The sequence below is a fragment of the Fluviispira sanaruensis genome (genome assembly GCF_004295685.1).
GTDB lineage: Bacteria > Bdellovibrionota_B > Oligoflexia > Silvanigrellales > Silvanigrellaceae > Silvanigrella > Silvanigrella sanaruensis.
In genome coordinates this window covers 974757-988058 of record NZ_AP019368.1, presented here as the reverse complement: position 1 = coordinate 988058, position 13302 = coordinate 974757, and the positions used below count along the sequence as shown (strand labels likewise).

Genomic DNA, 13302 nt, shown 5'->3' with positions numbered 1-13302 from the left:
TTCTATCCTGACTTTTTTTAACTGCGTAACAAACCGATTCATTCATTGGGAAATAAGCAAATTACATTCGTTTTTTAAATGGATCCCTTTTATGAATGGAAAAACAAATAGACGTAAAGAAACAAGAAGAACTGTTCATTTAGGTGAGGGAATAAAAGTTCATCTAAAAGACGAGAGTGAAGTTCATTCTATAAAGGGAGAAGCAACGGATTTATCACCTTGGGGAATTAACGTATTAATTGTTGATCAAAAGCTTTCTACTTATCCAAAGAAAGATGATATCGTTCGAATACATTATTCTATTCAAGAGAAATCAAATGCCTTTATAAAAGGAAAAGTAACAAGTGTCGTGAATTTAACTTTGGATGAAAATACATATGTCCGCTTTGGTATAGAATTTATTATTGAAAAAAACAAGGTAACAGTAGCAAATGCGCAATTAAAAAAATATGAAGTCCCAGATATATTTGCTCCGCATGCTTGGTGCAATGACCCATTTTTCTTTCAAGAAAGAATCTTATTTAAAGTAACAAGTTTCTATGCCAATGGTATGCTGTTAGTCACATCTGCACGTAACAAAACCCTTATTCCAAATCTTCCTTTGTCACTTAAAATGTACCTCCCTTTTCAAGGTGAATTTGAAGTTCACACGAAAATTATCGAAACAAAAAACTCAACAGAAACAAATCTTACTGATCGTTACACGGTGAATGTAGAATTCACTCATAAGAATAATGCATTTATGCAAATGATGGTTGAGTATATTTTATTTTGCGGCGTAGAAGTTACACCTCAAGAACTTAGAGATGAAAAGCTTCCAGTTGCTATAATTGAAAAAAGTCTTTCTTTTAGCTATGCAATAGAAGATGAAATCCCGATCATAATGGACTTAAGAAAAAAAAGCTTGTTTGAAGAAGTTGAAATTTCTACAGAAGCTTTTACGCAAGTTGGAGACACTTTAGTTGAAAATCCATATGGTGGACTTCAAGATAAATTTGATGCATTTTCTCGCCAAATTGTTTGTAAAGTCGGGAGAAAAGCAGTGGCAGCATTAAGAATAATATTTAATAATAAAGACAAAAGTCAGTGTGAATTAGCCACATATATCATAAATATGCCTGAATGGCTTTGGTCAAAAAAATTTGTCGAAATTTCGCGTTTTGCTTGGGAGAAAGAATATAGAGAAAGTGATATTTTCATCAATATGATAAGACATGTCGTTCGCATTGTAATCGAATCTGGACATACTCATATTCTAACAAGCGCACCAATAGCTCTAAAACAGCTATATATGCGAGTTGGTTTTCAGCCCGTTCAATTAGCTTGGAAAAGCGAATTCAGCGAGAAGAAAGCAAAAGATACACCACTTATACTAGATGCAAAAGGAATTCTTTCAAACGACGTTGTCATCGATAAGTTTATTTGGAATAAAATATATTTACCAATCGCCAAACATTTAGGTTTTGCAAAATAATTATTTAAGTTGATACACAGAAGGCGCAATTGACTTTAAAGTTAATCTCTCACCCATAATTGCTTCAGAGTGAGCAATAAATAAGTATCCTTTTTTATCAAGACATCTTGATAATTTTACTATGACTTCCTCAACCGCTTTATGAGTAAAATAAATAAGAACATTTCTACAGAAAATAATATCAAATTTATTTATAAACAAATAAGATTCTGCATTCAAATTGAACTTTGAAAACTCAATCATACATCTATATTTTTCTTTTATCTGGAGAAATTCTTCACCAGTATTAGCATTCCTCTCAAAATATTTTAAAACGAGTGCCGGGCTAACGCTTTCTAATAATTCTTTTTTATAAACACCAAGTTTTGCTTTTTCTAAGACCAGTGTATTAATGTCTGTTGCTGTAATTTTCACTGTGATATTACTTAATGGATTTAAAGATTCTAGAACGCACATTAATATCGTGTAAGGCTCTTCCCCTGTACTTGCAGCTGCACACCAAATTCTTATTTCTTTTCTTTTTTCGGCAAGTATATAACTTTCAATTTCAGGCATCTTTCCTTTCAAAAAAATAAAGTGTTCATTTTCTCTAAAAAATTGGGTCGTATTTGTTGTAAGCGCTTGGTAAAAATCTTCTTTAGCTTCGCTATTGTTTGTATTTATTATATTAATAAAATCTTGATAATTTTGGCAGTTGTATTTTTTTAAGATTTTTTGCATTCGATTAGACATGAGAGAATAATTTTTTTCGCATGGATCCATAAAAATTCCAGTGTGTTCAAATAACTTTTTTGCCAAAACTTCATACCCCTTGACATCAGTCATAAGGACATCATGAGCTAATGGATTTTTAGGTTCTGTATCAGTCACTGTGTTACCTTTAAGAGTAAAATTTTTTATCTCATCAATACCTAAATGTTTTCGGTCTTATTTAAAATAAGTATAAACTTTATGTCGGTTTTTTAACACAATACAAAGCTTGTCAGGCATTCTCAATATGACTACTATTTAAAATGATGAAAATATTTTGTAAATAATGCATTTTAACATAAACCTTAAAACTTTGAATCGCATTTGTGTTGGAGTCAATTATGAGCATTTTAAAAGATAAAATTGTCCTCGTTGTTGATGATGAAATTGATCTAAGAGAAATGCTCATTTTTGAACTACAAAATATTGGGGCTAAAACTCTTGAAGCGAAGAATGGTAAAGAAGCATTAGGTATAGTGAAAAATGAAAAAATCGATCTTATAATCAGTGATGTTCGCATGCCAGGCGGAAATGGCATAGAGTTTTTAGACGAAACCAAGAAGATCAGCCTCAATAAACCCGTTTTTATTTTTATTACAGCTTATTCAGATAACACAAGAGAAGAGTTACATGCCCATGGTGTGGAAGGACTTTTTGCCAAACCATTCGACCTCCTTTACCTTCTCAGTTCCTTAGAGTGGTTTATGCTCACTCCTGAAGATCGTTATGCTTTAAAACCCAAAGAAAAAATTATAGATGAAAATATTTATAAAATATCCGCTAAAGATTGCAATGATTTTCGCATGGGACGAGGAGGAGCAATGATTCCTACCAATACGATATTATTGAATGCGGGCGCATTCATAAATTTTCAAATTCAATTAAAAGGTGGAGAAGAAATTTCAGGAATTGGAGAAATCGTTTGGAATGGAGCTCTCAATCACAATGGAGAATACTGCGCAGGATTAGAGTTTAAATACTTTTCAGATTCTACAAGAGAATTTGCGATTCATACGTTAATGAATCACAAATGTCTCGAATATATTCCACAAAGATCAACAAAAATTGATTAGTTTTCTTTATTTTCCTGACAAAGAATGAACATATTCAGCTAAATCCATTCTAGCACTGGGTTCTGGCAATTGAGCTTTAAAGCTTGCCATCCCTGTTCCAGGAACTCCTTCAGCTATCACTTTAGCAATATAGGCAACTGGATCTAAATTTGTTTTATTATGTTTGAATTTACCAGAAGTTAAATCTGTCGCTTTCATAGCTTTTGCTGTAGGAGTGTCTGCTTTGCCATCCGCACCATGACAAACGCCACAAGTGGTTTGAGCATAAAGTTTTTTACCATTTTCCAACTGTTTTGCTGTAGGAGCTTTTCCAACAGCTGGTTTTGCACTTTCACTTTTTTCAGACTGCTTTGAAGCTGGTAATTTACCAACATCCGCATTTGCACTTTCGCCTGTTACTTCTGGTAAAATAGCATCTACAGTTGGTGCTTTAGAACCATCACCTTTTAAAATAAGATTATAGCGATAAAGAGCAACACCAATCACTAAAACTGAAACAAGTGTAGAAATAAGCAGTACCCGCGCTGGAGCTTTCATAATATCCTCCTAGTGGAAAAAGTAACAAAAAATGAATCAATTTAAAGCTAACTTTAAAGTAGCGGCAAGTTTTTGTGGACTTACCTGAATTAAACTTCCATTTAAATAAAATGCCGGTGTCCCAGAAAAACCTACATTTTCGTTAAACTGATCGCGAACAATATCTATATATTTTCTTGCATTTTCTGACTCAAGGCAAGACGTAAACTGTTCTACGTTTAACTTGACAGATTTAGCTAATTCTATTGTTTCGCGATTAAATGCCTTTTCTGGTTCCATTAAACTTGGTGGCTGCATTTTTGCAAAAGGAATGGCAAAAGCCACTTTTTGATAATCCCAAAATTCTTTCTCTCCCTGTTCTGTTGCACAATAGGCTCCGCGCGCTAAAGCACCACTGAGGCCTTGAGGCGCGAGTGGATAGGAAACATGAACAAATTTGACTTTTTGAGAAAATTCTTGGTAGATTTTCTCAATTGCCTCTTCCGATTCTCTGCAATGAGTGCATAAATAATCCGCCACAACTACGAGCACTTTCGATGAGTTCGCATTTCCCCTCACCGGAAATCCTGATAAATTCAACTTCACGGGTGGTGCTGAAGGCGCTTTTAATAATACTTTTATTCTACCAGTATCCTCAAATTCTTTTGTTTTCGTAGCAACCAATTCTCTCGACTTTTCGTGTGTCATCTGTTGGCGCAATTGCTCTTTAATTTCTTCATAGCTTTTACCACCAAAAAAACCTACCCCCCACTTTGCCACATTCTGATCATAAAATGTTCTGGCATCGATTTCTGTAACACTTTGAATAGGTAATAACTCTTCAATCTTTGCAATATTTTCTGGAGTAATAGGCTTTCCTAAATCTTTAGATAAAGCAAGACGAAGCGCAGTTTTGCTTGCTATTGCTTGACGAGCATTGAAGATATTATTTTCTAAATCAAAATACTCCATACGCGAGTCACCTGGCAATTCATTGGTTTTCCAAGTTTTACCATCCACAATAAAAAGAGGTTGGCCAACAGCATCGGAAACATCGACAGCTTTTTTATTATATTTAGAAATCATTATTCCAGCTGTCAATAAACTTCCAAGAACGATGCCACCAACAATAAATCCGACACTTTTTAAAGGACTCATGCTTGAATTCCTCTTATCATCTATGTTCATTTTCACTCCAAAAATAAGAAAAAAGATAATTAAACAATTGAGAATATATACTTTAATACAACTATAAATTAAAATCCATCATCCAACTCTTCAGAGTCTTCTATTTCTGAATGCAAGGTGATTAATTTTTGCGGAAAAATTTCATTAATAACGCGCGCTGCATTCAAAGGAATAATAACATATTCATCAATCTCTTTATGAGGTTTGCCTATCCCCATTTTTCCACGAGCAAGCATTTCTCTTTGCCATGAATTTACCATTATTTTCTTTATTCTATTTCCTTCCGCAAAAAAATAATATTCATTTGCGCTTCTGGTATTTAAACTATTACTATTAAGAATTTGTAAAGAGCGATAATATGATTCACGTTGACTCATTAATAAATCACGTTGTTTATTTAATTCCTTATCAAGTTCTCTTCTTTGATTTTTTTCATCTTCAATTTTTTTTAATTCGTCTAATTTTTCAGCATTGACTTTATCAGCAAGCTCTTTGTTCTTTTTTGTATCATGCGCTTGCTTACGATTGGCTGCTTCTGTTTTTTGTGCTTGTTTTTTGGAAACAAGCCCTGCTTTAAGTAGCTGGTCTCTCAAGCTCATATCTCACCCTCCTCATCATGCATCCTTCACTCGACTTGCCTATATTGTCAATTTTCATTTCCAATTCGTTTTTTTTGGACGAAAATTTGCTCATAATTTAAGCAAAATCAACATGTGAGTTATCCACATTGAAAGTGGATAACTCATCGCTTGAGAGATGACTTATCCTGTCAAATAGTGCATTTCAATGGTATGCTGTTTTTTGTAGCTATTAATTGTTCAAATAAATTTTCCTTGTATTATCAAGGGTATTATTCAAAAGGACTTTTTATGGATTTACTGAATACAAGCCTGCTTGCACTCTACGCGATAACAAGCTTATTTATTTTAATTATTTACAACAAAATAAAACATATGACAAACTTTGATAAAAATATTTTCGAAAAATTTGAATATTTTGAAGATAAAGTTGAGCACGTCTTAAAAAATGAAATCCGCATAAATCGTGAAGAACTTAGCAATAATATCCAAATATTACGCAAAGAACTAATTGAAAACAATGCTTTGCTTTTAAACACCCTCACACAGAATAATAACCGTGGACAAAGAGATATCCGCGAAACTCTAGACACACAAATTTCGAATTTAAGACATGAAAATGAAGCTCAACTCGACAAAATGCGTAGCCTTGTTGAAGAAAAACTTCATGCAACCCTTGAACTTCGCTTGAATGCCTCCTTTAAACAGGTTGGTGACAGACTCGACCTTGTCCATACGGGGATAGGAGAAATGCAGAAAATGGCTTCTGAAGTTGGCAATTTACAAAGAGTCTTAAGCAATATTAAAACCAGAGGAATATTGGGGGAAGAGCAGCTTGATAGAATTTTGAGCGATATTCTCTCACCAGAGCAATATGAAAAAAATGTAAAAACCAAAAAAAATAGTGCCTATTTCATAGAGTTTGCAGTAAAACTTCCCCATAATTCCCATGACAAAAAGGCACTGTGGTTGCCCATCGACGCAAAGTTTCCCATGGAAGATTACGAACGAATCCTCGATGCCAGCGAAAAAGGGGACCATGAAAAAGTCACTCATTCTATTAAACAATTAGAAACAAAAATAAAAAACTTTGCAAAAGACATCAAAGAGAAATATATCGATCCTCCGAGCACTACGGATTTCGGAATCCTGTTTCTACCCACAGAGGGTTTGTACTCTGAGGTTTTAAGAATTGCTGGACTGTCAGAGTATTTGCGCCGAGAGTTACAGGTCGTAGTTGCAGGCCCCTCGACTCTCGTTGCCCTGCTAAACAGCTTACAGATGGGGTTTAGAACCCTTGCTGTTGAAAAACGCTCCGATGAAATACGCCTGTTACTCGGAAATGTGAAAAAAGACTTCTATAAATTTGGAGATTTATTAGAAAAGACGCAAGAAAAATTAAACGATGCCAGCAAACAAATTGGGGAAGCCTCTCATCGTTCCAAAATGATTTCAAATAAATTAATGAGAGTCGAAAGCCTCCCCCAAAAAGAATTTGAATATGAAAACAGTGAATTTGTAAATACCAATGGAGAAGTCAATGGGCATAAAGAAACAGGACAAGAAACACACTCAGAAAAAAGAATACTCTAAAGATTCTTTTAAACCAAAAGCAGAAAAAAAAGAATATTCTAAAGACTCTTTTAAACCGAAAACTGAAAAGAAAGAATATTCTAAAGACTCCTTCACACCAAGAGAAGAAAAAAGATCTTATTCGACTGAAGAAGGTGAAAATAAATTCGATGGTGAGTTTAAGAAAAAAGAAAGACATGGCGAAAATCGCCAAGTGCCTAAACCTCGTCGGCATGTGGAAATGAAAATCTGTGGGATTCATGCATGCCATATGGTTTTTAAAAAGCGTCCGCAAGATATCATCCGCGCTTACGTAACAGAAAGCCAACTGAAAGAATTTACAAAAGTCTTGAAATACTGCGCAGATAAAAAATTAGCTTATCGAGTTGTAACCGATGACGAACTTGAAAGAATATCTGAGTCAAGTCACCATGAAGGCGTTTGTTTTTTAGTTCGAAAAATCCCTACCGTTACTTTAGAAGATTTTTTAGCTGAACACGAAAAAAGCAATCAACCTGCCTGTGTAGTCGCTCTCGAAAATGTGCAAAATCCACACAACCTCGGCGCTATTATGCGCGTGTGCGCTAGTTTTGGTGTGAAAGCTATCCTTCTCTCCCAAGCAGAAGCCGCCATGTCAGGAGCGGCTTACCGCACTTCGGAAGGTGGAGCAGAATGGATAAAAGTGATTTCAACCGATAGTTTTGAAAAATCAGTTCAAGCATTTAGAAAAAGTAACTTTAAAGTCATGAGCACCACAAGTCACACAGGTAAATCATTATTCGAAGTTGAAATACCTAGAAAACTTCTCGTTCTCTTCGGCTCTGAAGGAGATGGCCTCAGCCAACAACTTTTAAAGGTCGGTGATAATCTTGTCCGTATTCCAAGCACCGGTAACGTTGAAAGTTTAAATGTTGCTTGCGCCTCAAGTATTATTCTCGCAGAGTTCTGGCGAAATAATATGAAATAGTTTTTTTAAGTTTTATCTTGCGGGATTTTAAATATATAAGTTATCAGTTTTTTATTTAAATTCTCGGTAAAAGAATAGGGTTTAATCGAAGCTTTATTTTGGGAGATTTTATATATAAGTTTTTCCTTTTTATTTTAATCCTCGGTAAAAGAAATAGCATCCTTTCAGGGCAGAGTTGCTGACCGCAAATGCCCTTCAAGAATGCTTTTCTTTTACCTAAATTTCAGCCTAAATAAGCCAACTTATATTTTAAATGTTTTTCTGGGATTACTTCGGGAGTTTCGCTCATGCTTAATTAAGTTAATTTGTAACAATTTTTTTCGTAAAAAAAAATTATGATCATTTCCTGATCAATATCCAAAAAATTCTGTACAATTTAATTTCACTCTATTAATTAAAAATTGTTTTTAATAACTTTAACATGCAAATCAATTTTGTATTGCATGTTTTAAGGAGTTTTAGTTTGCAAAAATTGGATATACTCGATATTAAAAGTGATTATGTCATTAAAAAAGTTTTCACTCACAATTATAAAATATTCATTGATTTTATCAATTCCGTTCTCAATTATCCAGAAGAAAAAAAATAAAAAGCATTGAAATTCAGAATAATGAAATCACAAAGGATTCTTCCTTAGATAAAGAGTCTAAACTCGATATTATTGCCCGTCAAAACGATAATTCCTATGTAAATGTCGAGATGCAAATTCAAAATACAGGGGAGTTTGAAAAGCGATCTCTATATTACTGGGCAAAACTGTATGAAACACAATTAAAAAAATCTGAACATTATAAACTCTTATACCCGGCTATCTGCATTAACATCCTTAACTTTAATCTCTTTAAAAATTCAGAGGATTACAACAGCGAACTTGCTATTTACAAAGTACAGACAAAGGAGCACATTTATAAGGATTTTAAAATTATCTTTTTAGAAATTCCCAAAGTGAAAAAAAAGATTTATAATGAACTAGACAAGTGGATGCTATTCTTTAAGGGCGCATCAAAACAGGAAATCAATCTCATGAACAACACAGCAATCAAACAAGCATACGAAACTTTAAAATATATCAGTCATGATCCCGCAGAGCGTGCTCGCTATGAAGCCCGCCGCAAATATCAACTCGATTACAACACTGGGCTTCTGACAGCTCGAGAAGAAGGGAAAGCCGAAGGTTGCAAAATTGAAAAAATTGCAATTGCAAAACAAATGTTAAAGCATAATTTTCCCATTGAGCAAATCGCAACTATTACTCAATTAAGTACTGAAGAACTTTGTCAATTAAAATAATATTTATTTTTAGTTTTGTTCGATTTTATATATAAGATTTTCCTTTATTATTTAAACTCTCGGTAAAAGAAAAAGCATCCTTTCAGGGCAGAGTTGCTGGCCGAAAATGCCCTTCAAGAATGCTTTTCTTTTCCTAAATTTCAGCCTAAATAAGTTAACTTATATTTTTAAAATTGTTTTTTTATGTGATTACATTGTTTTTGCCGTGACTTCAATAGTTTCGCTCAGTCTTTGTTATTTTTTAGAAATCATCCCATTCAAAATTTTTCTATTGAAGACAATTTTGTCTGCGCTTTTATTTTCTGATACTCTTGAACACAAGAAATTCATATTTCACTTATACAACTCGAGCAATCTTCTGCAGTTGCACTATAAAAAATTTTATTTTTTAACAATTAGTTATACTTTATTAATAAAATATATCTTAAAAATTAAGTTATTTTATAATATGTCAAATTTAATTTTTATTCTTCTCTTACATAGATAAATACTGTTTTCTGAAATTTTTTATGAAATAATTTTTAAAAAATTAAAAATTCAATAAATATTTTGTTACCTTGACACATCGCTTTTAGCTTTGTAAGTGCAAACGAGAATTATTTAATTGAATTTTTATGTTTGCAGTCAAGTTTAAAAATGGGAGTGACAGATGACTTTATAGAGTTCGATATTCGTGAAAATAGGCATATTCACACAGGTTGTAATATCTTGAGGGAAGAATTATGTAACAATAATGAATTACTGTGCAAGATCCATATATTATAAAAATTGAAAGAGAATAAAAATGAAAATAATTATTTTAATTTTAGCAACAACGTTTTTTTCACAAGTTTATGCGAGTGTCTATACTCCAAAACAAAAACAATTACCAGGAGTTGGACTAGAGAAAGATTCATACGCAATTAAGGGAAGTTGTATTGAAGAGGATATTCATAACCTAACATATGGTATGGGCAGCGATATCAAAATTTCTGTATTAAATGGATTAAATATACTTGATATTCGAAATACTTTCAGTTCATTTGGTGAAGGAAAAGTGGATATTGGACGAATGCTTTATGGCAAGGAAAAAATTTCATTAAATGAAGGACTAAGCACTGACGATGTTACTTATAATAGTTTTTATGAATTATCCCTTAATTATCCATCAGCTTCATTATCAAATCCTATCTTAACTGAGAAAGGAAAAGAAGCGCTCTCAATTTCCCCATTGGCAATTAGAGAAATATGTGGAAATTATGTGATAAGATCTTACCAACTTGGGTTTAAATTCTTTATTTCTCTCAAAGCTACTTTCTCAAATTCTAAGATAAAAAAAGAATTTCATGAGAAAATAAATATTGGAAGTCTTTGGAATGCACTCACTGAAGATAAAATGCAAATCGAGGCAAGTGAAGAAATAAAGAAAAATACAATTATTTCTTTAAATGCTTATCAGTATGGTGGTGATCCTTCAAAGTTAGAAGATATTATTTATAAAAATAGTGAAATATTAAAAGGTTGTACATTAGATAATTTTGGCCCATGTGTAAAAGCATACAAAGATATTGTTGAGTATAAAAAAGAAAACACATTGGACAACAATGGGCTTTTTAATCAAATGAACAACGGAAAATATTCCTTAGATCCTAATAAAGGACCAGCTGTTATTGCTTATGGAATTAGTCGATATGCACATATAGGTTATTTTGATTTAGACACGAATGATATTAAGTTTGAAAATCGAGCAAAATATTACGAAATGCTATTTGCGTTGGAAAATTTATTGAATGAATACGAGGATCACACTATTAAACTGAACAGAATTAAATTTTTACAAAATAATGCAAATACAACTCTAAGACCAAATCAAGATGAAAGTATAAAATTCACTGATTTTGCAAAGATTATCTCTGAAAATATTAGAATTTTAAATAATGCAATTGAACAATGTAAAAATTATGACAATAATTGCGTTAAAAATTCTGAATATGTCTTAAAAAATTTGCAAGAATGTGATGGAAAACCTTGTTCAAAAGTTCCTCTAGAAATTTCTACTAAATAACAATTAAGAGAGATATTTTTACAAATTTATTTAGTAATTGCAAATACTTTTTATCACTCAATTCAACTCACGAGCTTTTGGCAGAAAAGCCTTGTTCACCAACGAATCTATATGAATGCCACCAAGACAACCTTAACTAATAAACCAACTTATACGCAGTCCAAAAAGTTTCTTCCATATAATAGATTACTAAAAGTATAAAACGTTTTTTTTAAAGAAATTGAGGACAAAGATTTATAAATTATAATTATTCGTGTAAAAGATATGCAGCACTTCATATTCACGACTAATAAAAAAGTAATGCTGCATATGACGAAGATAGTAACTCATTTTAATGAAACTTTAAAGGGACTTCTAAAGAAAAAATTAACCGTTCAAATTCTAAGAAGGCTTGCTATAATTTTGCTCTTTTTAATGGGCGTTAAAGTAAAAGAAATATCATTGGTATTAAAATGTAGCCCAAAAACCGTTTACCAAACAATACAAAAGTTTAAATCGAATGGAATAATGAATCTTTTTAAAAAGCCTCGCACAGGTAGGAAAAGTTTATTAATCTCGGTAGATGTTTCTAATTTAAAAAAGCAGTTAATTTTAAAAAACTCTCAGGAATCACATGATAAAGTTGTTCATGTTGAAAGAATGAGAAATCTTATATATAAAAATAATGGTAAGAAGTTTAGTAGATCTGGCATTTATTCATTTTGTAAGAAAATAGGTTTAAGAAAAGTTAAACCGAAACTATTACACGTAAAAAATGATCCAGAAGTCATTGCAAAATGGAGAAAAGACTTTCCTAAAATTTTAGATAAGGTAAAAGACAAGTTTCCGGATAAAAAAGTTAATCAATATTATCAAGATGAAAGTAGATATGAGCAAAAGACAATCACGTCCGGTATTTGGAGTCCAAAGGGGTCGCCCTGAGTATAAGAATGATAATGGCTTTTTAAATTCATGGATATATGGAGCAATAAATATTGAAACTGCTAAAATATTTGGACTTGTTCTTCCAACTTTGAATAGTGAAAATATGCAGATATTTTTAAATGCTTTCTCAAGAAAAATCAAGAGGAGTGAGCATGTGCTAATGATATTGGATGGATCAAGAGCGCATAATAATAGCAAGCTTGTTGTACCGAAAAATATTACTTTACACTTTCTTCCTCCCTATAGCCCTCAATTAAATCATATTGAAGATTGTGAATTTATTTAAAAAGAAATCATTTATCTTTTAGATTATACGAAAAAATAGAATATATTATTCAAGCAGGGAGTGAAGCTTGGAATAAATTAACCCATGATATTGTCAAATCCATTGGATTTTCTCAATCAAGAAAACGATGTGTGGAACATTTTTAATGGACTGCGTATTAAAACGAAAATTGAAGAATTACAGAAAGGAAACATGGCAGGGCAGGTCATTGCATTTGCAGGCACTGAAATCCCAGCAGGTTGGCTCCTATGTGATGGGCGTGAGTTCCAACAATCTCAATATCCAGAACTATTTAATGTGATAAAAAATACTTATGGGGGCAATGAAGCTTATACATTTAAACTACCTGACTATCGAGGCTTGTTTTTAAGAGGTTTCAATGGCGACCGCAGTGACGATTTATCCGACCCCGATAAAGACAATCGCAAAGGTGGAAATAATCTTGGCTCTACTCAGCTTGATGAGTTTATGTCACATACACATCAATTTATAAATCGTCGAGCTTATGGAGTATTTAAAACAGAAGGAGGAAATGGCTGGGATTTGGATAAGTGGGATACAACCTCAGCAACAGGTGGAAATGAAACACGACCTAAAAATATTTATGTAAATTATATCATCAAATACTAGAAATATTTTA

General features: G+C 32.6%; 14 protein-coding genes. 10 read left to right on the top strand and 4 right to left on the bottom strand.

The genetic code is table 11. The features are described from left to right. Positions 1-91: 91 nt before the first annotated feature. Positions 92-1474 (top strand): hypothetical protein, encoded by a 1383-nt coding sequence (locus tag EZS29_RS04300; protein WP_130606930.1) that lies wholly within the window; start codon positions 92-94, stop codon positions 1472-1474. Here the strand turns inward: EZS29_RS04300 and EZS29_RS04295 are convergent, their stop codons facing one another. Further along, positions 1475-2344: a CheR family methyltransferase gene (locus EZS29_RS04295; RefSeq protein WP_130606928.1), complete on the bottom strand. Its 870-nt coding sequence runs from the start codon at positions 2342-2344 to the stop codon at positions 1475-1477. A gap of 221 nt (positions 2345-2565) precedes the next feature. Between EZS29_RS04295 and EZS29_RS04290 the strand changes: the two genes are divergently transcribed. Continuing rightward, a complete protein-coding gene (locus EZS29_RS04290) occupies positions 2566-3297 on the top strand; it encodes a response regulator (RefSeq protein WP_130606926.1) in 732 nt (243 codons plus the stop codon). Between the two features lie 6 nt (positions 3298-3303). Here the strand turns inward: EZS29_RS04290 and EZS29_RS04285 are convergent, their stop codons facing one another. The 3 genes from EZS29_RS04285 to EZS29_RS04275 form a co-directional block, all read right to left on the bottom strand. After that, positions 3304-3834, bottom strand: a complete 531-nt coding sequence (locus tag EZS29_RS04285; RefSeq protein WP_130606924.1) for a c-type cytochrome — start codon at positions 3832-3834, stop codon at positions 3304-3306. Between the two features lie 36 nt (positions 3835-3870). Then, positions 3871-5001, bottom strand: a complete 1131-nt coding sequence (locus tag EZS29_RS04280; RefSeq protein ID WP_130606922.1) for a DsbA family protein — start codon at positions 4999-5001, stop codon at positions 3871-3873. Positions 5002-5069: 68 nt separating this feature from the next. Further along, on the bottom strand, positions 5070-5600 hold the full coding sequence (locus tag EZS29_RS04275) for a DUF2058 family protein (RefSeq protein WP_130606920.1): 531 nt from the start codon (positions 5598-5600) through the stop codon (positions 5070-5072). A gap of 270 nt (positions 5601-5870) precedes the next feature. Here EZS29_RS04275 and EZS29_RS04270 point away from each other — a divergent pair, with 270 nt between their 5' ends. From EZS29_RS04270 to EZS29_RS04240, 8 genes are all read left to right on the top strand, one after another. Beyond that, positions 5871-7172: a DNA recombination protein RmuC gene (locus tag EZS29_RS04270; RefSeq protein ID WP_130606918.1), complete on the top strand. Its 1302-nt coding sequence runs from the start codon at positions 5871-5873 to the stop codon at positions 7170-7172. Continuing rightward, positions 7120-8118 (top strand): tRNA/rRNA methyltransferase, encoded by a 999-nt coding sequence (locus EZS29_RS04265; RefSeq protein ID WP_172603767.1) that lies wholly within the window; start codon positions 7120-7122, stop codon positions 8116-8118. The genes EZS29_RS04270 and EZS29_RS04265 overlap by 53 nt, the downstream gene beginning before the upstream one ends. A 463-nt stretch (positions 8119-8581) precedes the next feature. Further along, the gene (locus EZS29_RS16195) at positions 8582-8707 is read left to right on the top strand and encodes a hypothetical protein (protein ID WP_281276305.1); all 126 of its coding nucleotides are present in this window, start codon (positions 8582-8584) and stop codon (positions 8705-8707) included. Further along, positions 8704-9408, top strand: a complete 705-nt coding sequence (locus EZS29_RS04260; RefSeq protein WP_130606914.1) for an Rpn family recombination-promoting nuclease/putative transposase — start codon at positions 8704-8706, stop codon at positions 9406-9408. Before EZS29_RS16195 ends, EZS29_RS04260 begins: the two co-directional genes overlap by 4 nt. A gap of 784 nt (positions 9409-10192) precedes the next feature. Further along, complete coding sequence (locus EZS29_RS04255) at positions 10193-11452, top strand: hypothetical protein (RefSeq protein WP_130606912.1); 1260 nt, start codon at positions 10193-10195, stop codon at positions 11450-11452. A 309-nt stretch (positions 11453-11761) separates the two neighbouring features. Next, entirely contained in the window at positions 11762-12373 is a 612-nt protein-coding gene (locus tag EZS29_RS04250; protein ID WP_172603766.1) for a winged helix-turn-helix domain-containing protein, read from the top strand. Beyond that, positions 12321-12662, top strand: a complete 342-nt coding sequence (locus tag EZS29_RS04245; RefSeq protein WP_172603765.1) for a transposase — start codon at positions 12321-12323, stop codon at positions 12660-12662. The genes EZS29_RS04250 and EZS29_RS04245 overlap by 53 nt, the downstream gene beginning before the upstream one ends. An 84-nt stretch (positions 12663-12746) precedes the next feature. Then, the gene (locus EZS29_RS04240) at positions 12747-13292 is read left to right on the top strand and encodes a tail fiber protein (RefSeq protein ID WP_130606906.1); all 546 of its coding nucleotides are present in this window, start codon (positions 12747-12749) and stop codon (positions 13290-13292) included. Positions 13293-13302 lie beyond the last annotated feature (10 nt).